The sequence below is a fragment of the Nocardia sp. NPDC004718 genome (genome assembly GCF_053601535.1).
Map to the genome: position 1 here is coordinate 135,919 of NZ_JBSGCA010000003.1, position 23,876 is coordinate 159,794.

Sequence of the window (23,876 nt, forward strand, 5' to 3'; positions counted from 1 at the left end):
CGGTCGAGCTCGCGTTCGCCCCGGCACGCCCGGCGCGCACCGATGCCCCGACCGAACCGACGAGGCCGGAGCCGAATCCCGTCCACACCATGGTGGCCAGGTCCTTGCCGCGCAGTTCACCGCCCGTCAAACCCCACGCGGTCAGCCCACCCGCCAGACCACCGGCTATACCGCCCACGCCGCCGGCCGCCACGGTGCCCAGCACACGCCCGCCCGCTTTGATCGCCAACGGCGCGACGCGACGACCGACCTCGACACCGACCAGACCACCGACGGCACCCGCGGCCGCTCCGATCCCGACCTTCTGCCAATCCACCTTGTCCCGGTGGCCCTGCGCGATCTGGACACGTTGTGCGACATAGGGCACTCCGCCGCCGATCACCGTCCCGAAGAACACACCCTTCGTAGCCAGCATCAGGCGCGGGTGCTCCGCGACGAACCGCGCGACCCTGCTCAATATGGTCAGCACCAAGTCGCGCTGCGCGAGTTCCATCCCCACCCTGGCCTCGGCGCGATCGGAGATCGCCTTCACAATGCTGCCGGGCGGCGGCATGGCCATGTCGATGATCCACTGGGCCAGCAGCGCTGCTGCGATGCCGATGAGGACGTACTGCCCGTACTCGGTATCCGTGGCGTTGGCATACAGTTTCCGGGCCATCGAGTTGTTGAACTCGATCTGCGCCTCTACCTGGTCGAGGATCTTGCGGTACTGCTTCTGTATTTCCGTACCGGTCTCGCCTTCGACCGCCTCGTCCAACCGCTCCAACGCCGCGCGGAGCCGATGCGCCACCGGCACGAGCGCGTTCGCCGCGTCCGACCAGGCGTCGGCGTCGCGCCGCATCGCCTCCGGGTCCCCCTTCGGGAAGTGCCCCAGCACCATGTCGGTCAGCCAGTCGGGGAAATAATCCGGGATCTGCACCATCAGGCGCTCGATTGTCCGCGGGCGTGCTCGATGACCAGTCGGTGCAGTACTTTCGCGGGCCCGCAGGCGCGGTCGCCGCGTAGTTCGACTTCGGTGAACCCTTCCACCACCGCCGCACCGGGGTCGAAAAGGTCACCGCAGAAGCACGCGCGGATCAGCTGGGCGCGCCACTGCCGGTAACCGCGCACGATCGCGGCCAGCGTGTCACCGCGATCCCACGGCCCGCTGATGCGCCGATACTCCATGAGCAGCGACCGGTGCGCCGACTGCCGCACATGCAGGCCCGCCCCCGCCTCGAGTATCCGGCCCAGGTCGCGAACGATGGTCGAATACATCGGCCGGTCCGCGGATCCTGCTACCCGCTCACCCGAGCCGGCCGCGGCCTCCACCTTTTCGGCGAGCAGTACGGGATTGGCCACCGCTACCCGGTCCAGCAGAATCCACCCGCCGGTGACCACGTCCGCTGTCTCGTCGGGCGCGCGACTCGGCACCACACGCGACACCGTGCCATCCCGCAGGTCGGTGACCTCGATCCCGGCCGGCCGAATGAAAGGATATTTGCCGAGGATGCCGTCGACGGCCGCCGAGATCTCGTCGACCGTAGGTTTCGACACACCGGAGTCTTCGAATCCGGCGATCCGAAGGCCGTGGCGAGCGGCCAGCGCCCGCGCGGCGGCCACGGCATCCGGGTCCGTCCGTACCCTGGAGTGCTTCGCTTCCGCCGGTGCCGGTTTCGGCTTGCGCGCTTTCGGGCCCTTGCCGGGTTTCGCCGTGTCGGGCCTCGGCCCCTTGCGGCGTGGCGGGAAGGCCTGATTCTGTGCCGGACCGCCCGGGCTGCGCGACCACGGCGTGCCGGATGTGTTTCGCATCCATGGCGAATCAGCGGGCGGCCTCGTCCATAGGGTCTCCGGCGTACGCGGGACGGCCGCGGGTCCGGACGCGCCGGGTTTGGATGTCGCCGCAGGGGATGGTTCGGCGGCGGCAGGTGTGGCAGCGGCCGGTGATGCCGGGTTTCGCGCGGCGTCTCGCGCCGTTGGCGTCGCCCGGTCCTGGACGGAAGGCGTCGAGGGGAAGTTGGCGGACGGCTCCTGCCCGGACGAGTCGGGAGTACCGGCCGGGCCGTAGTCGCCGGGGTTCGTCGAGCCGGGCGCGATCGGGTTGCTGGTCGGTTGATAGCCGGGCTGTCCTGTTCCCTGTGCGGCAGTAGGGCCACTCGCCGTAGGGGTAGGGTTGTCGACCTGGGTGGCGGGGTTGTCGGCTTGGGGGGTGGGATTGTCAGCCGAGGTGGGCGCAGTGGTGTCGCCGGCGGATCCCGGCTCGGTGTTCGGCGTGGAGCCGGACTGCGACGGCACCGGACTCAGCGACTGCGGCTGGCCGTAGGGAGTGTTGCTGACCGGCATGGAGTCGAACGGGTTCTGCTCGCGGAGCCGGGAGCCGCTGTTGTGGTCCTGGTCGTGCAGCGCCTCGCCCGCCTCGGCGACGCTGCTGCTCATCCCGTGCAGATTGTGGACCAGGTTCTCGAAGCCGGTGATCCCTTTTTCGGACGCCGGCTCGTAGCTGTCGCCGAAGGCCCGGCCCGGCTCGTCGTCGCCCCAGCATTTGCCCTCGGCGGCGAGTCTTTCTTTCAGGCGCGCCAGTTCTCCTTGCGCGGTGTCGGCGATGGCGGCCAGTTCAGGAGTGATGGCTCGGAGCAGGTCCGTGTCCACCCGCAACGATTGAGCCATGCCCCGGTAAACCCTTCACCCGCGTCAACGACACCGAGAGAGAACATTGTCCGCCAGGATCGTTCCGGCCCCGTGTGCTCTGTTCCCGAAGTTGGGAAGGAACCTTCGCCCTCGTCGCATCGTGGTCCATCGACGGTGGGCCATCGCACGGTGGTCGGCTCGAGTCGAGCGTTCGCCGCGCGGATCCCGTGCGCACGGTCGGTGACGCCGGTGCACCGATCGGTAGTGTGTGCCATCGTCCTGCCGGACCGAGGCCACGCCGGGTCGCGATCAGGCGGGCAGGGGCGTGTGATCGCGACAGCTGGGTGCATTGTCGCGTTCGGTGATGCGGACGTACAGCCGGAGCAGCACCTCACGCAGGGTGATGCCGAGCTCAGCGGCGTGCATGGCGGCCAACTCGAGCGCGAGGTCGCTGGCGAGTGTGCCGGGATCGCTGAGCATTTCGTCGAGCACCATCCCGCTGACGGCCTGCTCGCGGGTAAGAGTGACTGTCGGCAGCCAGCTGAGTTCCCAACCGGTGTTACAGGAATAGGGGAGCAGCCGCGCCGTTTCCGGGGTGATATCGCTGGTGATGATCGAATCGGTGATGTCGAGTGCCATGATCCGCTCTCATTCACTCTGTTCGGTATGACGCGGGACCCGCCGGGCTCGCCCGGAGTGCGGTGACCCGCGCTCGGCCACGGCGCGAACATGATGACTTCGTCCGTGCCGGAATTACTCGGTGCACTGATGCTCAGGGAAGGCGCGAGCGTCGAAGGCGGCGTTGTCGTGCAAGGCCACGGATGCGGCCGGCTCGGCTGGGCTCGCACGGTAACGAGGTATCCGTATCCGGCACCTCCTCGAGTTATCGAGCCACCGAGCGCGGCAGGTGGGAAAACCCCTGCGGCGAAGTCGAATTGCGGTGGCTTCGAGACCAAGGCTAGGTAGTGACACCCCATGCTGTCAACGAAGCTTTAGCGCTTCGTGACGATATCTTATGAGCATTTCTGCTGGACAATAGTCATGCAGCTCAGAACGTGTCGCTGGTCGGCGGAAGTTGCGCTCCTCGCTGTCTGGTGGAGTCCGAAAAGCGTGTTTGTGAGCGTCTTCGATCCTGCGGCGGCGGGACATTGATCATCCAGCCGGATTGCTGGTTGACAACGAAATTCGGCGAACGCGATACATCCGCCGCCACTTGACACTTGACGACTAAAATGTCGCATCGTGATACTCCGTGAGCATGCGTATGCAAGGCGCAGAATGGGAGGCGCGGAATGGCTGACTCGGGCTCGGACGAGCAGGTCGGCAACCTGGTCCGCAGGCTACGACTGGAGCGCGGTTACACCCAAGCCTCGCTCGCCACCAGAGCGGGCTGCTCCCGCAGCCTGATTCAGCAGATCGAGAACGGCAGCAGGATTCCGCCGCTGGCGTTGCGCGAACGTCTGAGTCTGGCGCTCGGCGCGGAGTTGCCGACCGATGGCAGCGCCGATCCCGCGGCCGATCCGACCAGCAGCGCCTACTACGACCTGCGGATGCGATTCAACGTCCTGCTCGGCAAGGACCCTCAATTGGTCTCGCGCGCATTGAGTATCGCGCAGAGCCTGATCGATGCCTCCGGAGCGCGGGCGGAGATCGAGCCGCTGCGCTTGGTCGCCGATCGGCAATTGGAGCGCGCCGAGGAGATCCTCGCGCAGATTCCCTCGCGCAGCGCGACGGTATGGGAATGGAATACCGTCACCGACTGGCTGACGATCCTGGAGCAGGCCACCACGTCGGTGCGCGCGATTCACACCGCGGACCTGGGCACGATCGGCGGCGATGTCGGCGACGACTATCACGCGGCGATCCTGCGCCTGGCCGACCTGACCCATCCACCGAAGATCGATGTACGGCGGATGTATGTGCTCGACGACATCTCGGACGTCTGGCCCTACGACGACAAACTGTGGAAGCAGGCCCGATCGGGCGTGGAAAGCGTGCTGGTCAAGCGCGAGTATGCGCGCAACGCGCAGAGCATGCTCGTAGTCGATGACCGCTACGTCGCGGTGGGCGAGTACGACTACTCGCGCCAGGCCCGGGTCGCGACGCGCTTCTCCGCGCTGAAACACGACGTCGCGTTCGCGGTCCGGCGGTTCGAGAAACTCTACGACCTCCGGCGCGCCGGTTCGGCCATCGTGGTGGACCAGATCGTCGCGCAGCCGCCGCTGGCGGAGTTCGAACGACTCACCGAGGGCAACTGCCGCAGCCTGTTCCGCGCCGCACTCGAGGAGAAATGGAACACCATGCCCGCACCGGGAGACTCTTCAGAAGGCGAGGTTCCGTGACTCAGAGCCAGGTGCTCACCGATCCGCTCGCCGACCTGGCGAGGCTGACCAATCGCTCCGAGGCCAGGAAACGTGAAGTGCGCGGCCATCTTTCGAGAGAAACCTGGTTCGCCGGGACCGGTGGCCGCCGCTACTCGGGCGTCATCGACGCCTACCACGGCGAAACCGGCCGGGCTCCGGACGCGCACGCGGTCGCGGCGCTGGACCGAGCATGGCGCGAAAGCCTGCACATCGCACCCCCGGCGGAGTACCTCGACGGCAGGCTCTACGACAAGCGGCAGCCGCTGATTCTGCGGGAACTCGCGGCCCGCAAGCTGTTCGAGCGCCTATCGCATCCGGTGGAAGGGGCGCCCGGCGTCCGGGTGCGCCCGGAGGAGGTGATCGTCTGCCCGTACTCGAGCACGATGTTGCTCGAGGAGGCGGTGGCCACCCTCGCCAGGCCGGGCGGGGTGATCGTGTGCCCGGAGGGCTTCTACAAGAGTTCCAGCATCCACGTGGAGAAATTCGGCTTGCGAATCGTCTCGTGCCCGGTGGCTCCGGACGACGCGTTCAAGATCGATCCGGCCCGGCTGGCCCGCTCCCTCGCGGAACTGCGGGCGACGGGCGAACTGTGCGGCGTGCTGCTCACGCTGCCGGGCAACCCCGTCGTCGCGGATTACACGGCCACCGAGCTGGCCGAACTCGGGCGGGTGCTGCTCGACTGCGGTGTCCCGGTGATCTGCGACATGGCCTTCGACCGGCTGGTGGCCTCGCACATCCCGCTCGCGGCACTGCACGTGGAGACCGAGCAGGGCATCCGGCGGCTGTATGACGTGGTGCTGACCATCACCGGGAACTCGAAGGGCTACAACGCCTTCGGCCCCTGCAAAATGGGTGCCGCCTGCACCGGCGACGGCGCGTGGCTGGCTCGGATCCGGGAACGACTCACGATTTCGTTCCAGCGCGAGACCACCCATCTGGCCCGCGCCATCCTGGAGCACACCTCCGAGGACTACTTCGACCGCAATCACGCGCTGATGCGCGCGCAGATCGATCGGGCATGCGGCCGGATCGCCGCGATCAACACCCGGCTGGGAACCGACATGCTGCGACCGTTGGGCAACCCGGAAGGCATGTTCGTCTCGGTGGTGTTCGACCCCGCGCTGCTCGACAAGGCGGGCGTGCACACGAGTGCGCAGGTGGAGGACCTGCTGCTCGCCGTGTCCGGCGTCGACAGCGTCGCGCTGGACCGGACCGGCTCGCTGCGTCCCGGTGTCCGGTTGAACGTCCTCGCTCCGCGCAAGGCGCCGCGGCAGGAGTCGCCCGCTTTGATCGAGGAACTCTTCGACCGGCTGGAGCAATTGATTCGCGACATCGTCGGCGGGCTCACCTATCGCGACGCGCTCGCCGATCGCGGCCTGGCCGCTCTGGTGGCGGAGCCCGGGGCCGCACGATGATCGTCGGAGTGCTGCGCGAGACCGCGTCGCGGGAGACTCGCGTGGCGCTCACCCCGGACGAGGTGCGCACGCTGTCGACAGCGGGACTCCGCGTTCTCGTGCAGGAAGGCGCGGGACAAGGCGCGGGTTTCACGGACGAGGACTACAGCGCGTCCGGGGCGGTCGTCCTCGAGGATCGCGCGGCGGTGTTCGAGCGCGCGGGCATCGTCGTCTGGGTGAAACCGCCCGCGTTCGAACTCGACTCGATGCCGCTGCGCGCGGGGACGACGCTGCTCGGCTTCCAGGATCCGCACCACCGCCGCGCCGAGATCGACCGGTTGCGCCGCCGCGGCATCGAATCGGTGGCCTTCGACGCGGTGCCACGCGACGACACGACCACCGAGTTCGACGCGCTGTCCACCATGAGCCGGATCGCGGGCGCGGTGGGTTACGCCGAAGGCAGGCGGCTGCTCGCTCCCGGGCGGCTCGCCCGCCCGGTCCGTGCCTTCGTGCTGGGGTGCGGGGCCGCCGGTCTCGCCGCCATCGCGGCCGCGCGCACGTTCGGTGACGAGCGGCCGACGGCGGTCGGCAACCGCATCGAACAACGAGTGGCCGCGATCGAGGCGGGCGCGGGGGAATTCGTGCCCAACCGGGACGACAACGCGGCACTGCTGGACACGCTCGCCGCGACGCCGCCCGATCTGGTCGTCTGCACGGCCGTGCACCGCGGATCCCCGGCGCCTCGCCTGCTCGGACCGGCCGCGCTGGACCTGCTCGGCTCGGGAACGGTGATCGTCGACCTGGTGGCCAAGGCGGGCGGCAACTGCGTCGCGACCGTGCCGGACAAGACGGTCACCCTGCCCAACGGCGTCGTCGTCACGCATCGCTCCAACTATCCGGCGGATCGGCCGGGCTCGGCCAGCCGTGCGTACGGCGCCGCGACGGCGGCGATGGTGCTGCGAATAGCCGGGGGAGCACGGCGAGTCCCTTGACGCTCGATGAGAACGTGTTCTAATTTTTGGCATGCGCAGATTTGACGGCCGCCGCGTGGTGGTGACGGGAGCGGGATCCGGCATCGGTCAGGGCATCGCCTTGCGGCTGCTGGACGAAGGGGCGCAGCTGGTCGCCGCCGACATCGACGCGGCGGGCCTGGCGGCCACCGCGGAGAAGTCGGGCGACGGCGCGGAACGACTGCGGACGGTCGAGGTCGACACCGCCGACCCGGAGTCGGTGCGCACCGCGACCGCAGCGGCGCTGGAGTTCCTCGGCGGACTGGACGTGCTGGTCAACGCGGCGGGCATCCTGCGGCCCGCGCGCACCCACGAGATGCCGCTCGAGGTGTGGGACCAGGTGATCCGGGTGAATCTCACCGGCACCTTCCTCATGACCCAGGCCGCGCTGCCCGCTCTGCTGGACACCGGACGCGGCGTGGTGGTCAACATCTCCTCTACCGCGGCCTTCAGCGCGGCGCCCTACCTCGCCTCCTACGCGGCGTCCAAGGGCGGGGTGAATGCCTTCACACACGCCATCGCCCTGGAGTACGCCAAGCAGGGCTTGCGCGCGGTGAACATCGTTCCGGCCGGCATCACCAGCGGTATCACGACGAAGTCCATCCTGGATCAGCCCGAGGGTTTCGATCCGCAGCTGTTCTCCCGGATGACCGGATGGCTCAACGGGGGAGCGCTGGGCAGCCCGGAGGACATCGCCGGGGTGGTCGCGATGGTCGCCTCCGACGACGGCAAATACATGACCGGCACCGAGATCCGGGTCGACGGCGGCGCGCTGATGTAGTCAGCGGGGCGTCGCCACCAGCAAATGGTGCGGAAGCGGCGTGCTCGCAAGCCTTCGTTGCTCGACGGTGCAGCCCGCCTGTTCCAACGCCGCGACCACCTCCGGGACCGGGCGCAGGGTGAACCCGTACGACGTGAACGGAAGCTTCGCCATCGCATTGCCGCTGTGCCGGGTGGCGCGGCGAATACCCGAATACTGTTCTCTCCGGTATCCGTTCGGATACCGCGTTGCCCAGCGAAAGGGGACCGCGATGCGTCGGCCGATGACCCTCCTCGCCGCCTGCGTGCTGGCATTGCTGCCCGCTCGGCCCGCGTCGGCGGCCGGGCCATGGGGTCCGCTCGCGCCGCCGAATCCTTTCCTGGGGCCGACCGGCACCGCCACCATGCACGGTGACGCGGGGTCCTCGGACGCGACACCGCTCGCCGGTCCGGACGCCCGCGCCGCGGCGATCGGCGCGTACCCGCTGGCCTCGGCGTGCCCCACCCTGCTGGAGGGATCGGACCGGCTCGTGGTCGCCCTGTGCACCGCGATCGCGGGACAGACCCCGACGGTGCATCTGCTCGATCCGGCGGCGCCGGGCCCGTTGGCGCCATCGCTCGCCGCGCTGCCGTTGACCAAGGGCAGTCTGCTCGGCGGTGTGTACGCCTACCTCGATCAGGACGACCGTCTGGTGGTCGTGGACGGCACCGACCGGTTGCTCCGGGTCCGGCACGAGCGTGACGCGGCGGGAGCGTGGCGGCTGATCAGCGAAGAGTCCGCCGACCTCGGGTCGGTGATCCCGTCGGGGGACAACGTGACGGGACTCGTTCCGGACTGGTCGGGCAACGTGTGGTTCGCGACCGGCCGGGGAGTGGTCGGATTCGTCACCCCGGCCGGGCTGGTCACCGCGTTGACGCTGCCCGCGGGCGAGCAGGTGGCGAACAGCATCTCGGCGGCTCCGCGTGGACAGGTCGCGGTGGCTACGACGCACGCGCTGTACGAACTGCGCGTCGGCCCGTCCGGCGCTCCGGAGATCGCGTGGCGCGCGGCCTACGACCGGGGATCGGCGCGCAAGCCGGGACAGCTCAGCTGGGGCACCGGGTCGACGCCCACCTACTTCGGTCCCGAGACCGGTGCGGACTATCTGACCATCGTCGACAACGCCGACGGACAGGTGCATGCCGTGGTATTCCGTTCCGGAACAGGCGAATTGATGTGCACGGTTCCGGTACTCGGCGAAGGCGGGGCCGGAAGCGAGAATTCACCCGTCGGCATCGGCCGCTCGATCTTCGTGGCGAGCACATACGGCTACCCGTATCCGGCGCTGCCCGAGGGGGCGGGGCCTGCGTCGCCGCCGAATGCTGCGTTCACCGGGGGGATGACGCGAGTCGACGTCTCCGCTGACGGATGTCACGTGATGTGGGAGAACAAGATTCGCAGTGCCGCCGTTCCGCGGCTGTCCACCGCCGACGGCGCGCTCTACACGGTCGCTCGCGTCGGCTCCGAGCACACCACGCCCGTGGACGGGTACGCGTTCACCGTTCTCGACCCCGAAACCGGTGCGGTCACCGCATCGCATCCGCTGCCCGGCACCATCGTCGACGATCCGCTGGAGACCGCACCGTTGATCACACACGACGGCCGTCTGTTGCAAGGCACGGTCACCGGGATACTGCGCGTCGGTTGAGCGCCCTGTCGCCTTGAAGGTGACGCAGGTCGCTTTCGCGGAGTGATCCGAGTCGCGGACTGCCGTTGCGGCGGTCCGGTTCGGGTATTGGGCTGCGGTTCCTGCCATGCGTCGACGGTGACGTGGGTCACTCCAAGTCGAGTGTCACGGCGTCGATTTCGCGCGGTTCGACGCTCGGTAACGGCAGGTGAGGCGAAGATCACATGCCTCGTTATGGTTGCGGCTCCGGTGCTGAATCGGGCGTGCTGGGTGGGTGAACTGGATCCTTTTCACTCACTGGTTAATGCGGAGCCTGTCGGGGAACTGCCCGGTCTTCCCGGCGTGCCGCTATGTCTTTACCCGGTTTATTACCGCGTAAACAAACTTCTGGTCTCTTTCCATGGGCGGTGACCGGCAACTGTCCTTTCGTGCAAATGAACGTGCAGGTGGGAAGGGGTGTCAGCAACCATGGAGGGGTCTATTGAAACGCTCCGCTAACGCCCTAGGCGAGTTCCGATTCATTGCCGTGACGAATTCCCCGGGACTATTCCGGCGGTGTCGCCGGAGCAGTGCCCGGTTGCCGAAATCATGGTCGCCCGGGTCGCATGCAGTTAGCTGGCACGGGGCGGAAAGGTGCTGTCACAAGGGTTTGCTGGGGTGCTGCTTTATACGCTTGACCTCGACAGGGAGGGTTGCGTAGGGATAACGGTTGTGTAGAGTTGACGGTAACGCTGGCCGCAGCTAGAGCAGCGACTCGCTGCGGCCAGCGGAACTCAAATGGGGGACTTCCGAACCGATCTGGCGCCGCTTAGCTGTCGATTGTCCCAGTCACTTCACCCAGCGTGTGCTGAATGTTGGCTGCGTCACAGTGGTCAGATGATCGCCCGATGACTCGGCACCCGGCTTCGCCTGCTCCGTGACCGCGCGGCGCCCCACCCCGAACACGTACACCAGGAACAACGCCTCGGCAGTGAATCCGATCGCGACGCGAATCGGTGTGGGCAACGGGCTCGGCGTCACGAAACCTTCGATGAAGCCACAGACCAGCAACACTCCGACCAGGCCGAGCGCTACGGTCGCGGTCGCCCGGCCCTGCCTGGCCACCGCCTCCACCCGGCTGAGCCGACCCGGATCGATCAGCGTCCAACCGAGTTTCAGGCCGACGCCGCCCGCGACGAACACCGCGGTCAGCTCCAGCGTGCCGTGCGGAAGGATGAAGCCGAAGAACGAATCCAGCCGCCCCGCATCAGCCATCAGGCCCGCGCTGACACCCAGGTTGAGCGCGTTCATGAACAGCAGGTAGACCGCCGGCAGGATCAAGACGCCGGTGAACAAGGCGATCGCCGTCACCCATGCGTTGTTCGTCCATACCTGCGCGGCGAAGGCCTCCTGCGGATGCTCCGAGTAGTACGTCTCGAACGCGCCACCCGGCGCGGTGAGACTCTTTGTGTCCTCGGGAATTCCGAGCACCTCGTGGGCCGAATCGAACCGGTCCACCCAGACTGCCAACCCGGCCGACACCGACAGGAACACCGCGGCGACGCCGACCCACCACGGCCATGCCCGATAGAGCGCCGCCGGGAAGCGGTGGCTGAAGAACCGTCCGATCTCCTGCCACGTGTCGGCTCGCGTGCCGAGCACCCGGCCGCGCGCACGCGCCAGCAGCGCGCTCAGCCCGGCGATCAGCTCCGGGTCGGGGCTGTGTGACTGCAGCCGCGCCAGCTGCTGGGAGGTGCGGCGGTAGAGCAGGACGAGTTCGTCCGCCTCCGCGCCGGTGAGCTTGCTCCGGTTGGACAGGTAGTCGAGCCGGTCCCACGCCCTGCGGTGCGCCAGGCTGTATGCGTCCACGTCCATTCGGTTGCCTCCCACTCCCGCCGGTCGCAAGAATGCTATCGACATGGCTGAGTTCACCACCGGCGAAGCAGTGGCCCTGGAACTGCCGATCGCCCGCATCCCCACCAGGGCCACCGCGTTCCTGATCGATGTGCTGGCCCAGTGCACGCTCGGGTTCGTGCTGTTGTTCGCGATCGTCACGTTGCTGCTGCCCGCGGGCGTCGACTCGGCCTGGTTGGACGTGGTCGTACTGATGACCATCGTGACCGTGCTGGTCGGGTACCCCGTGACCTGCGAGACCGCTTGGCGGGGACGCACACTGGGCAAGCTGATGCTCGGGCTGCGGGTGGTGCGCGAGGACGGCGGGCCGATCGATTTCCGGCACGCGCTCACCCGCGGCCTGGCGGGCGCGATCGTCGATTTCTGGATCCTGGGCGGGGTCGGCGCCATCGCGGTGCTCACCTCGATGTGCTCGCCGCATGCGCGGCGGGTGGGTGATGTGCTCGCGGGCACCGTGGTCGTGCACGCGCAACGCCCGCTGCCGCCGCCCGCGCTCGCGATCGCGCCGCCGTGGCTGACCGGCTGGAGCGCGCAGCTCGAGTTGTCCGGACTACCGGAAGATCTGGCGCTGGCGGTGCGGCAGTACCTGACCCGCTTGCGCACCCTCACGCCCGCGGCGCAACACCAGCTGGGGACGGCGCTCGTGACCGAGGTGTGCGGCCGGCTGCGCGTCGCGCCACCGGCCGGTTGTCCGCCGTCGCAGATTCTCGGCGCGGTCATCGCCGAACGGCAGCGCCGGATGCTGCCGTGGTCGCTGTTCCCGGTCTTCCCGCCGCGCGCCGGTCAGCCGTTCGCCGCCACGTAGTCGTCGATCTCGCGCAGGTAGGCGTCCTGCCGGGCGGGCGTGATCCACGAAGCACGGAAGGAGTTCCTGGCCAACTCGACCACCTGATCGGTCCCGAGACCACCTTGCTGGGCGAGCGCGAGGTAGTTGTCGGCAACGTAGGCGCCGAAGTACGCGGGGTCGTCGCTGTTGACCGTCACCGTCAGCCCACGGTTCAGCAGACCGACGATCTCCTCGGCTTTCATCTGCGCCGTGACGAAGGAGTTCGACACCGGACAGCAGGTGAGCGCGATCCCTTTGGAGCAGGCCAGTTCGACCAGACGGTCGTCCTCCACGATGTTGGTGCCGTGGTCTAGGCGGTCGACGGCGATGTCCTCCAGCGCCTGGCGGATGTGCTCGATCGAATCCGGCTGGTCGACGTCGCAGTGCATCGTCAGCAGGAACCCTTCCGCGCGGGCGCGTTCGAAGACGGCGGCGAACTTGCTCGGCGGGTTGCCCCGCTCGTCGGAATCCAGCCCCACCCCGAGGATCCAGCTCTTGTACGGCAGCGCTTCCAGCAGCGTCGCCATGGCGTACTCCGCGGAATGGTCGCGCAGGAAGCACAAAATCAGTTCGGCGGATATCCCCAGCTCCCGCCGCGCCCGTGCGATCGCCGACCGGTATCCGCTGATCACCGTGGGGAACGGGACCCCGCGCCCGGTGTGCGCCTGCGGATCGAAGAACAACTCGGCGTGACGCACGCCTTGGCCGTGCGCCCGGCGCAGGTAGTCGAAGGCGAGGTCGTGGAAGTCCTCCGGGCGCTGTAGCACGCGCATCGCGGGGTAGTAGACCTGGAGGAACGACGTCAGGTCATGGAATCGGTAGGTCTGCTCGACCTCTTCCACGCTCTTCTCCGGCAGCTCGATGCCGTTGCGCCGGGCGAGGCGGAACTTCAGCTCCGGCTCCAGCGTCCCTTCCAGATGCAGGTGCAGTTCCGCTTTGGGCAATCCGCGGACGAAGGCGGCGAGATCTGAGGCCATGGGGTCATGATCCTCCTCGGCGGGCGCGCGAGGACGCGCTTCGACGAGACCGCGGCGCCCGGCGGAAAAGACTCAAAGGGCTCCGGATTGTTTCAGCTCCAGATATTCCTCCGCCAAGGCCTCCGGCAGTCGTTCCGGAGACGCCGCGACGACCGCGATCCCGGTGCGCCGCAGCGATTCCTGGACCAGCGCGCGTTCGGCGAGCACGGATTCGGCCGCGGCCGCTGCGTAGAGGTCGGACAGGTCGTCGCGCCGGGTGGCCGCCGCGGCGACATCGGGGTCGGTCACCGAGACGATGAGCACGCGGTGCCGTTGCGCCAGGACCGGCAGCACGGGCAACAGGTTCTCCTCCACCGCGGCGCCGTCCAAGCTGGTGAACCAGACGGCCAGACTGCGCCGGCGAGTGCGCTGAATGGCCGCTCGCACGAGTCCGGCGCTGTCGGTGTCGACGAGGGCGGGAGTGATTCCGGCCATCGCGTGCATCAGCTTCAGCTGGAGACCCTTTCCGCCGACACCTCGGACCTCGGCGCGCGCTCGGCGGTCGAAGGCGAGCAGGTCGACCGAATCCCCCGCGGCGGCGGCGAGACCGCCGAGCAGCAGGGCCGCCTCGATGCTCGCGTCCAAGCGCGTACCGTCGCCGACCCGGCCCGCGCTGACCCGGCCGGTGTCCAGCAGCATCAGCACGTGCCGGTTGCGCTCCGGCCGCCAGGTGCGGACCAGAACGTCGGTGGCGCGGGCGGTGGCGCGCCAGTCGATCGCGCGCACGTCGTCACCGGCGACGTACTCGCGGAACGAGTCGAATTCGGTGCCCTGCCCGCGCAGGTTGGCCAGATTGCGGCCGTCGAGATGCTGCAACCTTTTGACTTTCGACCGCAGCAGCCGTTCGGCGCGGAACGCGGGCAGCGCCCGCACCCGGGCGGGCACGTCCCGCCTCGTCTGCCTGCCCGCCAGTCCGAGCGGGCCGAGCAGCCGCACCGTGATCCGGCCCGCGACCCGATCGCCGCGGTAGGTGGGCGTGAGCGTGGTGCGGAAACGGACCTTGGTACCAGGGGCGAGATCCAGCACGTGCGCGCGGTTCTCGGCGCGTGCGCTGCCGGGCCAGTCGTCCCACACCGTCCCGCGCAGCCTGCGGGCTCCGGTGTTGACCGCGACGAGTTCCACCTCGGCGGAGCGGCCGAGCCGCACCGTGGTCAGTGCCTCGCGGGACAGCGACAGGTCGCGCGCCCGCCCCACCGCGCCGAGATCGATGAGCAGCCCGGCGGCCAGGACGCAGGTCACCACGACCACGCCGACCACCGAGGGCAGGACCAGGGTGACGAACAGCGCCGCCATGCCTGCCGCGGCGGCCAGCCGACCGGTGACGACCATCGGCTACACCGGGACCGGGACCGACAGCAGCAGCGACGACAGCACGCCTTCGGTGGTCACACCGTCCAGTTCGGCCTCCGGGCGCAGGTGCAGGCGGTGCCGCAGCACGGCGACGGCGACGGTCTTCACATCGTCCGGCGTGACGAACCCGCGCCCGTTGAGCCAGGCGAACGCGCGGGCGGCTGCCATCAGGGCGGTCGCGCCACGGGTCGACGCGCCGTGCTGTACGGCGGGCGAGATGCGGGTGGCCCGGCACACGTCGACGGTGTAGGCGAGCACCTCGGGGCTGATCGTGGTCTGCGCGATCGCGGTGCGGGCGGCGGCGATGTGCGCCGGGCCCGCGACCGGACGCAGTCCCGCGGCGGTGAGGTCGCGCGGATCGAAACCCGAGGCGTGGCGTTGCAGGATGCGGAACTCGTCGTCGCGACCGGGCAGGTGGATGTCCACCTTGAACAGGAACCGGTCCAGCTGCGCCTCCGGCAGCGGATAGGTGCCCTCCTGTTCGATCGGATTCTGGGTGGCGACGACGACGAACGGATCGGGCAGCGGCCGTGGTTTCCCGTCCACCGAGACCTGGCGCTCCTCCATCGACTCGAGCAGGGCCGACTGGGTCTTCGGCGGCGTGCGGTTGATCTCGTCGGCGAGCAGCAGGTTGGTGAACACCGGGCCGTGCCGGAAGGTGAACTCGGCGGAGTGCGGATCGTAGATCTGCGACCCGGTGACGTCGCCGGGCATCAGGTCGGGGGTGAACTGCACCCGCGCGTGCTCCAGGTCCAGCGCCGTGGCCAGCGCCCGCACCAGCAGCGTCTTGGCCACCCCCGGCACGCCTTCGAGCAGGACGTGGCCGCGGCACAGCAGCGCGAGCACCAGGTACATGACCGCGTTGTCGTTGCCGACCACCGCCTTGCCGATCTCGGCGCGCAGCGCGTGGAACGCGGCGCTCGCCTGCTCGGCCGTCGGGGTGGTCTCGGTGCTGGTCATTCCATCTCCTGTGGTTCGCGGGCGGTGAGCCGGGCGAGGATCGGGCGAGGGCTGCTCATCCGACCTCCGATTCGATCCATTCGAGCTGAGCGGCGACCACCCGGAGGGTCTCGGGATCGGGAACCGGGCCGAACAGGGCGGCGCCGATCTGGGCCGGGTCGGCGCCGACGCGCGCGGCGATCACGGCGACGATCCGGTCCTGCGGGGTGTCGGCCGTGAGGCCGAGCGGGGTGCGGATGCGGCGCAGCGCGGCCGCCCGCAGCTTCCCGGCGACGTGATCGTGATCCTTCGAGCGGCGATACAGCGCGGCCTGGCCGCCGAGCAGTTCGTTCGCGGCCACTTCGACGGGGCGGGGTTCGCGCACCAGAGCGCCCCGTCTGCGGGCACGCCACCACACCACCAGCGCGGCGGCGATCAGGAACTGCACGCCGCCGTAGAAGACCGGTGCGGGCAAGCGGTCCCAGATCGCGTCGTCACCCGCCCCGAAGCCGGGGCGGTCCGGCGGAGGGACGTCGGGCAGATCCGGCGGCGGGTGCGGCGGCGGGGCGGTAGGCGCGATCGGCGCGCCGCAGGACTGCGCGACACCGTAGACCAGCAGCAACAACGCGGCTGTCGCGGCGAGCACCGCCCAGAACCTGGGTTCGCGCAACAGGTTCGGCAGCGGCGGCAGTTTTCGCCTGGTGCGCGGCGTCTGCTCGACCGCCTCGATCTCGACCGGTTCCGGTGCGGGGGGCGGCGCGGACCCGGAGAACCGATCGGCGTATTCCAGCCTGCGGTATTCGTCCTCGGTGGCGCGGCGTCCGCCGTAGACCACCTCGTCGAAGCTTCGTGCGGCGGGCTGGAACTCGGTGGCGGTCTCGAGCGGCAACGCGGTCGTCACGTCGTCGGCGGTCTCCCGCGCGGTGCGCGACCGCCGGACCTCCAGCACACCGCCTTGTTCCAGGCCGCGCAGCACGGCGCGGAAACGTTCCCGCAGGGCGCGGTCGAAATCTCGTTGCGCGGCGGCTGTTTCCGCGGCGGCGCGATGATCGGCGGCGGCGCCGAGCCGCGGGGTGCCGGGCGCGGGTTCGGCCGTTCGCGGCTCCACCGGCACGGGATCGCTCATCGCGCCTCCCGCCGGGGAATGCGAATGTCCAAACCCTCTCTCCGGCAGCGGCGATCGATGTAGCACACCACCCGCGACGAAGCCTCGACCACTTCGCCGAATGCCGTCAGCAGCAGCACCGCCGACGTGGTCAGCACGATCACCGGCCACCGATGGGTGCCGGAGAAGTCCGAGACGAACAGCGGGATGCCGAGCAGTGGGATGGCGAGCAGCGTGAACAGGGCCCGCTGGGCGATCCAGAGCCCGGTGGTCGGCCACTCCGCGCCTTCGGCGAGCAGTTTCGCACGCGCGACGCCGTCGCGATGCGACGTGCGTTCGACGAACAGCACCGGCACCGCGACCCAGCGGCGGGAGCGCAGCCGGCCCAGCCAGATCGCCGCGAGCGGCAGCGTCACGATCAGCAGACCGCCCACCGCGAGTACGCCGACGCCCACCATGGTGAACAGCAGTTGGAAGACCAGCAACGGACCGAGCGTCCCACCGAATCGGCGCAGCGCGGTCCGCGGGCCGATCGGGGCTCCGTCGACGGTCGCGAGCCCCAGGGCCACGGTCGTGCCACGTAACGCGAACCGCAGCAGCCACGCGCAGGCGGCGGTGGAGAGGATCGCCGCCCACGCGGTGCCGGGGTCGGAGCCGTCGGTGAGCGCGGAGGCGCCCGCGGTCACCGCGACGACCACGGCCTCGGCGAGCAGCAAGCCCGTCACGCTCAACCCGGCCAGGGCGCGGATGTTCGCCTGGATCAGCGCGAACGGCACATCGAGCAGTTCGCGGAAACTCAGCGGTCGGATCGGCACCGTCGTTCCAGGAGACCCCGGTACCGGATCTGTTCCCGCCCCGACGGCGCCGGCCGGTTCGGCGGCTGGCAGCACGGGCCGAGTCTAACCGTCAGCGCCGCAGTAAGCGGTCCACCACGTGCCGGTAGCGAACCGGATCGATGGGCGGGAGACCGAGCAGCGCGCGCAGGTACACGCCGTCGCCGACCAGCCGGATGAGGTCGGCCCGAACCGGGTCGGCGACCTCCTCGTCCAGACCGTCCGACCAGGAATTCATCAGGTCCACCAGCGCCTGCTGCACCTCGTCCGGCTCGGGCGTGGCGTCGATGGTGCGCATGGTCGCGAGCATGGACCGATAGAGCTCCAGCTCCACCGCCTCCGCCTCGACCGCCGGGTTCGGCGTCTGCAGGTACCACTCGGCTACCGAGCCGCCTTGGGCGACCGAGTTGTCCAACTGCTGGCCCGCACGGTCGGCCAGTCTGCGCACCAAGCCCGCGAGCAGCGCGTCCTTGCTCTTGAAGTGATAGAGCAAGCCGCCTTTGGAGACGCCCGCGGTGGCCGCGACGTTCTCCAGAGTCACGTGCGACATGCCTTTTTCCAAGAGCAACGTCTCGAGCGCGTCCAGGATTCGATCGCGGGTGTCTGCCGTCACCCCGCTGACTATACCGTCCGGACGGTTATGTAAGTACTATACCGTCTGGACGGTAAGAAAACGGACGACGGAAGTCGAGAAAGTCATGACCACCCAGACCGCGCAACCCACCGAACGATCGACCGACGCCCCACCTCGAGCGGGGACACGCGAGTGGGTGGGATTGTCCGTGCTGGCGCTCGCGCTGCTGCTGCTGGCCGTCGACGCGACGGTGCTCGATCTGGCCGTGCCCGCGATCAGCGCCGATCTCGCGCCGACCACGCCGCAACTGCTGTGGATCATCGACGTCTACTCGTTCGTGCTCGCCGGACTGCTCGTCGTCATGGGCAACCTGGGCGACCGGATCGGGCGGCGCAAGTTGCTGCTGCTCGGCGCGGCTGGATTCGGTGGCGCCTCGATACTCGCGGCGTGGTCCCCGACGCCGGGAATGCTCATCGCGGCGCGCGTACTGCAGGGTGTCGCCGGTGCGACACTGATGCCCGCGACGCTGGCACTGATCAGGTCGATGTTCCTCGATCCGCGGCAGCGAACCGTCGCGATCGCGGTGTGGAGCGCGATGGCGGGCGGTGGCGCCGCGGCGGGACCGCTGCTGGGCGGCTGGCTGCTGGAGCACTACTGGTGGGGTTCGGTCTTCCTGGTGAACCTGCCGGTCATGCTGGTGCTGATCGGGCTCGGTCCGCTGCTGATCCCGGAGTCGCGTGATCCGCGGCCCGGTCGTTTCGACCTGCTCAGCGCCGTGCTGTCGATGCTCGCGCTGGTGCCGGTGGTGTACGCGGTGAAGGAATTCGCGGCGCACGGCCCGAGTGTCCGGGTCGCGGTGATCAGCCTGATCGGCCTGCTCGCCGGGGTGTGGTTCGTGCGCAGGCAGCGACGACTGGAGCAACCGATGCTGGACCTGGCGCTGTTCGCGCTGCCGAAGTTCCGCACGGCGGTGCTGACCAATCTGCTCGCGGTGTTCGCGCTGGCCGGTGTGCTCTTCTTCGGCTCGCAGTACCTCCAGTTGGTGCTGGGACGCTCCCCACTGCAAGCGGGATTGCTGCTGCTGCCCGGTTTGTCGGCCGGGATGATCGCCTCGCTCGCCGCGGCCTGGTTGGTGCGGCGGCTGCGGCCGGGCACGGTGCTGGGCGGCGCGCTGATCACGGCGGCGGTGGGCGCGGCGCTGTTCGGCCTGCTCGGCCCCGACGCGGCCACCAGTACCACGCCGTTCGTGCTGGGTTTCCTGTTCATCGGGGCAGGCGTGGGCGTCGCCCTCACCGTCTCCTCCGACCTGGTGGTCGGCTCGGCGCCGCCGGAGCGCGCGGGCGCGGCCGCCGCCGTATCGGAGACCGCGTACGAGACCGGCGTCGCGCTGGGCGTCGCGATCCTCGGCAGCGTGGTCATGGCGATCTTCCGCAACGGTCTCGATCCGACGCACGTGCCGGGCGACCGGATGGCCGCCGCCTCGGAATCCCTGGGCGCAGCCACGGCTTTCGCACGTGAATTGCCGGAGGCCGCTGGGCACGCGTTCCTCGCCTCGGTGCACGAGTCCTTCGTCTCGGGCATCCACTTCGCGGCCCTCGGCACCACCGCGATCTTGTTGATCGCGGCCGCGGTGGCGTTCCGGTTGCGCCGAGCGCGCGGGTGATTTCGCGCGACTGTGTGCGGCGAGCCCTCCGAAGGCGACCTCGGGGGTTCGCCGCGCGGCATCGCTTCGGACGGACTGCGGTGCCGATCAACCGGCCGTCGCGGTGGTGCGCGGGATGCGCTGTGCCCATTGATGCTCGGATCTCGGCGCCTGGTGCGTCCGCACGTCCGGAGCCCGGATAGTCGCTGCGATCGACACGCACAACATTTAGTTGTAGATCACCGCAGGTTTGGTTGTTTGATCACACCTCCGCGCCTTGCTTTGATCCATGGCGATCAACAGTGAGTTGTGCGATCGGGAGGTGCGAAGCTTGGTGACCGGACGATCCCTCGGTCGGCAGTTCGGATGGTTGTGGGCGGCCTACGCGGTCAGCGCCTACGGGTCGGGTCTGGGGTTCGGTGCGTTGCCGCTGATCGCCGTGCTGGTGCTGCACGCAGGCCCCGGACAGGTGTCCGCGTTGTCGGCGGTGGGGCCCGCGGTAGGCGCGTTGATCGCGTTGCCCCTCGGGCCGTGGGTGGAATATCGCCGCAAGCGACCGGTGATGATCGCGATGGACCTCACCCGGTTCGCGGTCATGATGACGATCCCGATCGCCTATGCCTTCGGGCGACTCGGTTTCGTCCAGCTGCTGGTCGTCTCGGCCGTGGTCGCCGCGGCCAAGATCGCCTTCAACGCGGCGAGCGGCGCCTATCTCAAAGCCCTTGTGCGGCCGGAGGATCTGCTCGTGGCCAACGCGCGATTCGAGTCGACGACGTGGAGTTCCACCGCCGTGGGTCCGCCGCTGGGCGGGGCGGCGATCGGTTTGTCCGGGCCGGTCACCACCGTGGTGGCCGACGCGCTGAGTTACCTGCTCTCCGCGCTGTCGGTCACGGCGATTCGCGGCAGGGAAGAACCCCCGCGGCGAACCGGCAAGCCCCGGCTGCGGGCCGGGGAGTTGCTCGAAGGCTGGCGGTACCTGCTGGCTCATCCGGGATTACGGGCGCTGTACCTCAACCAGCTGCTCGTCGGCGGACTGATCATGGCCACCGAGCCGCTGTTGGCCGTACTACTGCTCCGCGAGCTCGAATTCCCACCCTGGCAGTACGGGCTCGCCTTCGCCGCCCCCTGCGTCGGCGGACTCATCGGCTCGCGCCTTGCCGGCCATGTCGTGGAGCGATACGGCAGGCACCGGGTCCTCCGCACCGTCGGCGCGCTGCGCGCGATCTGGCTGATCGGCCTCGCGTTCGTCCAACCCGGTGTCGGGGGCCTCGCGACGGTGATCGCTGTCGAGCTCGCGATCATCATCAGCATGAGCCTGTACAACCCGGTACTGGCCACCTATCGACTCGAGCACACACCCGGAGACCGCGTCGCCCGCACCCTGTCGGCCTGGTCGATCAGCAGCAGCGCTTCCATCGCAGGGCTCAGCGCGCTCGGCGGACTGCTCGCCGACGTGACCAGCCCGCGCACGGCTATCACGGTCGCGGGACTGCTGATCCTCGCCAGCCCGCTGCTGCTACCCCGTCGCCAGGACTCCGCACCCGATCTTGCGGTGGCGACAACCCTTCAATCACAAACGGCAAGCGTTTCGCAGGAAGCCAGGCACAATTCATGACTGTCACCGCACTCGACCCGTCCAGCGCGCTGGTCCTCGTCGACTTGCAGAACGCCCTCATCGACGCGCCGACCGTCCCCTATACCGGTCGAGAAGTGGTCGCCCGGTCGGTCGAGCTGGCCCGTGCTTTCCACGAGCACAGCGCCCCGGTCGTCCTGGTGCGGGTGACGGCCCGTGCGGACGGAGCGGATGCCGCTCCAGGTCGCAGCGACATCTCGAGCCCACCAGGTGCGTTGCCCGAGGGCTGGGATGTCATCGTCGACGACCTCGCCGGTCACCCGGACGACATCACGGTGAACAAGCGCACTTGGGGTGCTTTCCACGGAACCGACCTAGATCTGCAACTGCGCCGCCGCCGCGTCACACAGATCGTGCTGGCCGGGCTCACCACCAGCATCGGCGTGGAGTCGACCGCTCGCGCCGCCTTCGAACACGGCTACCACGTCACGCTCGCGACGGATGCCATGGCCGATCTGAACGTGGAGGCGCACCGCAACAGCATCGAACGGATCTTTCCCCTCCTCGGCGAAACCGGTTGCACCGCCGAGATCGTCGAGACGCTTGCCAAGACCCGCGACTGACCCCGGCAGAAGGTGGATCCGGCCTCGGTGGTGGCGCCGGTCGCAGCTCAGCTCGTCCCGATGCGAGGTCGGGCCGTGTCCGGCGATCGAGTGAGGGGTCGGGGCGCGCGAACAGCGGGCGGTAGCGAGGAGCGTCAGGCCGGGCGGGCGAGCCGGGTCGGCGCGAGACGGCCGCGAAGGGTGACGGATTCACCGAGTCTCCAGTGTTCGGCTTCGGACTCGGCGGACGCCGCGACGGTTGCGCCGGAGGCGAGCAACAGGCCCTGTTGCTTGGCGAGTTCGCACAGGCGAGCGGCTTCGTTGACGGCGTCGCCGATGACGGTGAACTCGTAGCGCTGATGCGCGCCGACATTGCCCGCGACCACCCGGCCCGCGGCCACGCCGATGGCCGCCGCGAAATCGGTCGCGGTGCTGTCGAGCCGAGCCCGGATCGCGCGGGCGGTGGCCAGCGCCGCGCCCGGGGCGTCGGCCAGCGGAGCGGGCGTGCCGAAGACGGCCAGGGCCGCGTCACCCTCGAACTTGTTGACCAGCCCGCCGTGGCGCTCCACCTCGTCCACCACGATGCCGAAGAACCGATTGAGAATGGCGACCATCTCCGGCGCGGGGATGGTCGCGGCCATGGTCGTCGAGCCGACGATGTCGATGAACAGGGCCGCGGCGTCGGTTTCCACACCGCCGAGCGCCGGGTCGCCCGCCAACGCGGCCGCGGCGACCTCGCGCCCGACATGCCTGCCGAACAGGTCCCTGATCTGCTCGCGCTCGCGCAGTCCCTCCACCATGTGGTTGAAACCGCTCTGCAGCTCACCCAGCTCGGTGCCGTCGTAGACGGCCAGCGCGACATCGAGATCGCCGTCCTCCACCTGACGCATCGCGCGGCGCACGCCGAGGATGGGCGCGACGGTCGCGGCCAAGGTCTGCGTCATCAGCAGGAGACCGAAGACCAGTGTCGCGCCGCCGAGCGACAGCACGCAGACCGCCAGTCGCGCCTTGGTGACGTCATCCATCGTGAGCGCCAGCACCGCGAGCACCATCATTCCGGCCACCGGCACGCCGGAGCCGACCACCCAGACGACGAGCGAGCGTCCGAAGACGCCGATGCCGCGGCGCCGACCGGAATCCGCGGCTTCCAGCACCCTGGCGGTGACGGGCCGTAGCGCGAACTCGATGATCAGGTAGCTGTTCGCGCACACCACGATGGCGCTGATCGCGATGCCGAAGGCCACCTTCGGGATCAGTTGCGGTTCGGCCAGCCCGTACAGCGTGGTCAGCAGCACGAGCCCGCCGAACCACAGCAGCGCTTGGTCGCGCACCAGCCTGCGCGGCACCGCCGTGGCCGCGGCCATCTCCTCCTCGGTCGGCACGCGGTCGGGATCGGTGGCCCATCGCAGCGCGCGCAATTCGCGGGCGGTGCCCCACCACAGACCGAGCAACAGCGCGCAGGTCGCGGACAGCGGTGCGGCGAGTACGTCGAGCAGCAGGAGCTCCCGGGTGAACACCGATGGGCCCGGCAAGACGAAGCCGACCAGGACGATCGACACGACCATGCCCGTCAGATTGCCCAACAGCGTGGGCACGGTGAGCAACAGCTGGACGCGGATACGACGTAGCCCCGACGACTCCTCGGCGGACCCGAGCAATCGCGACCCCCACGGCGCCGCGGCGAGCGTCACCTCCCTGTGTTGCATGGGTGCAGCGTAAGCCG

At 69.1% G+C, this 23,876-nt stretch carries 20 protein-coding genes and 1 pseudogene; 9 read left to right on the plus strand and 12 right to left on the minus strand.

Going from position 1 to position 23,876, the window contains the following annotated elements:
• Positions 1-586: 586 nt before the first annotated feature.
• From ACWEH3_RS03975 to ACWEH3_RS03985, 3 genes and pseudogenes are all read right to left on the minus strand, one after another.
• Positions 587-922: pseudogene (locus tag ACWEH3_RS03975) on the minus strand (WXG100 family type VII secretion target); the annotation flags it as partial.
• The gene (locus ACWEH3_RS03980; RefSeq protein ID WP_450015875.1) at positions 922-2,646 is read right to left on the minus strand and encodes a hypothetical protein; all 1,725 of its coding nucleotides are present in this window, start codon (positions 2,644-2,646) and stop codon (positions 922-924) included. The gene ACWEH3_RS03980 and the pseudogene ACWEH3_RS03975, both read right to left, overlap by 1 nt.
• A 270-nt stretch (positions 2,647-2,916) precedes the next feature.
• On the minus strand, positions 2,917-3,246 hold the full coding sequence (locus ACWEH3_RS03985) for a hypothetical protein (protein WP_450015873.1): 330 nt from the start codon (positions 3,244-3,246) through the stop codon (positions 2,917-2,919).
• Positions 3,247-3,899: 653 nt separating this feature from the next.
• Here ACWEH3_RS03985 and ACWEH3_RS03990 point away from each other — a divergent pair.
• The 4 genes from ACWEH3_RS03990 to ACWEH3_RS04005 are packed head-to-tail and all read left to right on the plus strand — an operon-like array spanning position 3,900 to position 8,155.
• The gene (locus tag ACWEH3_RS03990) at positions 3,900-4,949 is read left to right on the plus strand and encodes a helix-turn-helix transcriptional regulator (protein ID WP_450015871.1); all 1,050 of its coding nucleotides are present in this window, start codon (positions 3,900-3,902) and stop codon (positions 4,947-4,949) included.
• Entirely contained in the window at positions 4,946-6,385 is a 1,440-nt protein-coding gene (locus tag ACWEH3_RS03995) for a pyridoxal phosphate-dependent aminotransferase (protein WP_450015869.1), read from the plus strand. Before ACWEH3_RS03990 ends, ACWEH3_RS03995 begins: the two co-directional genes overlap by 4 nt.
• Positions 6,382-7,356: a hypothetical protein gene (locus ACWEH3_RS04000; protein ID WP_450015867.1), complete on the plus strand. Its 975-nt coding sequence runs from the start codon at positions 6,382-6,384 to the stop codon at positions 7,354-7,356. The genes ACWEH3_RS03995 and ACWEH3_RS04000 overlap by 4 nt, the downstream gene beginning before the upstream one ends.
• Before the next feature lie 31 nt (positions 7,357-7,387).
• Positions 7,388-8,155 carry an SDR family NAD(P)-dependent oxidoreductase gene (locus tag ACWEH3_RS04005; protein WP_450015866.1) on the plus strand — a complete coding sequence of 256 codons (768 nt, stop codon included), beginning with the start codon at positions 7,388-7,390 and terminating at the stop codon, positions 8,153-8,155.
• Here ACWEH3_RS04005 and ACWEH3_RS04010 read toward each other — a convergent pair whose 3' ends face one another.
• Positions 8,156-8,308 (minus strand): hypothetical protein, encoded by a 153-nt coding sequence (locus ACWEH3_RS04010; protein ID WP_450015864.1) that lies wholly within the window; start codon positions 8,306-8,308, stop codon positions 8,156-8,158.
• 97 nt (positions 8,309-8,405) lie between these two features.
• Here ACWEH3_RS04010 and ACWEH3_RS04015 point away from each other — a divergent pair, with 97 nt between their 5' ends.
• The gene (locus ACWEH3_RS04015) at positions 8,406-9,821 is read left to right on the plus strand and encodes a hypothetical protein (RefSeq protein ID WP_450015862.1); all 1,416 of its coding nucleotides are present in this window, start codon (positions 8,406-8,408) and stop codon (positions 9,819-9,821) included.
• 807 nt (positions 9,822-10,628) lie between these two features.
• On the opposite strand, the gene ACWEH3_RS04020 is transcribed toward ACWEH3_RS04015, so the two are convergent.
• Complete coding sequence (locus tag ACWEH3_RS04020) at positions 10,629-11,654, minus strand: stage II sporulation protein M (protein WP_450015860.1); 1,026 nt, start codon at positions 11,652-11,654, stop codon at positions 10,629-10,631.
• Positions 11,655-11,697: 43 nt separating this feature from the next.
• Here ACWEH3_RS04020 and ACWEH3_RS04025 point away from each other — a divergent pair, with 43 nt between their 5' ends.
• On the plus strand, positions 11,698-12,498 hold the full coding sequence (locus ACWEH3_RS04025) for an RDD family protein (protein WP_450015858.1): 801 nt from the start codon (positions 11,698-11,700) through the stop codon (positions 12,496-12,498).
• Here ACWEH3_RS04025 and add read toward each other — a convergent pair.
• The 6 genes from add to ACWEH3_RS04055 form a co-directional block, all read right to left on the minus strand.
• Positions 12,477-13,496, minus strand: a complete 1,020-nt coding sequence (add, locus tag ACWEH3_RS04030) for an adenosine deaminase (protein WP_450015856.1) — start codon at positions 13,494-13,496, stop codon at positions 12,477-12,479. The genes ACWEH3_RS04025 and add overlap by 22 nt on opposite strands.
• Before the next feature lie 72 nt (positions 13,497-13,568).
• A complete protein-coding gene (locus ACWEH3_RS04035) occupies positions 13,569-14,864 on the minus strand; it encodes a DUF58 domain-containing protein (protein ID WP_450015854.1) in 1,296 nt (431 codons plus the stop codon).
• A gap of 3 nt (positions 14,865-14,867) precedes the next feature.
• A complete protein-coding gene (locus tag ACWEH3_RS04040) occupies positions 14,868-15,845 on the minus strand; it encodes an AAA family ATPase (protein ID WP_355073352.1) in 978 nt (325 codons plus the stop codon).
• A 55-nt stretch (positions 15,846-15,900) separates the two neighbouring features.
• The gene (locus ACWEH3_RS04045) at positions 15,901-16,950 is read right to left on the minus strand and encodes a DUF4129 domain-containing protein (RefSeq protein ID WP_450015852.1); all 1,050 of its coding nucleotides are present in this window, start codon (positions 16,948-16,950) and stop codon (positions 15,901-15,903) included.
• Positions 16,947-17,819, minus strand: coding sequence for a hypothetical protein (locus ACWEH3_RS04050; protein ID WP_450015850.1), 873 nt, complete (start codon positions 17,817-17,819; stop codon positions 16,947-16,949). The genes ACWEH3_RS04045 and ACWEH3_RS04050 overlap by 4 nt, the downstream gene beginning before the upstream one ends.
• 16 nt (positions 17,820-17,835) lie before the next feature.
• On the minus strand, positions 17,836-18,375 hold the full coding sequence (locus ACWEH3_RS04055; RefSeq protein ID WP_450015848.1) for a TetR/AcrR family transcriptional regulator: 540 nt from the start codon (positions 18,373-18,375) through the stop codon (positions 17,836-17,838).
• Positions 18,376-18,460: 85 nt separating this feature from the next.
• Between ACWEH3_RS04055 and ACWEH3_RS04060 the strand changes: the two genes are divergently transcribed.
• The 3 genes from ACWEH3_RS04060 (at position 18,461) to ACWEH3_RS04070 (ending at position 22,174) form a co-directional block, all read left to right on the plus strand.
• On the plus strand, positions 18,461-19,999 hold the full coding sequence (locus ACWEH3_RS04060) for an MFS transporter (RefSeq protein ID WP_450015846.1): 1,539 nt from the start codon (positions 18,461-18,463) through the stop codon (positions 19,997-19,999).
• A gap of 268 nt (positions 20,000-20,267) precedes the next feature.
• Positions 20,268-21,593 (plus strand): MFS transporter, encoded by a 1,326-nt coding sequence (locus ACWEH3_RS04065; protein ID WP_450015844.1) that lies wholly within the window; start codon positions 20,268-20,270, stop codon positions 21,591-21,593.
• A complete protein-coding gene (locus tag ACWEH3_RS04070; RefSeq protein WP_450015842.1) occupies positions 21,590-22,174 on the plus strand; it encodes an isochorismatase family protein in 585 nt (194 codons plus the stop codon). Before ACWEH3_RS04065 ends, ACWEH3_RS04070 begins: the two co-directional genes overlap by 4 nt.
• A 134-nt stretch (positions 22,175-22,308) precedes the next feature.
• Here ACWEH3_RS04070 and ACWEH3_RS04075 read toward each other — a convergent pair whose 3' ends face one another.
• The gene (locus ACWEH3_RS04075) at positions 22,309-23,859 is read right to left on the minus strand and encodes an adenylate/guanylate cyclase domain-containing protein (RefSeq protein ID WP_450015840.1); all 1,551 of its coding nucleotides are present in this window, start codon (positions 23,857-23,859) and stop codon (positions 22,309-22,311) included.
• Positions 23,860-23,876 lie beyond the last annotated feature (17 nt).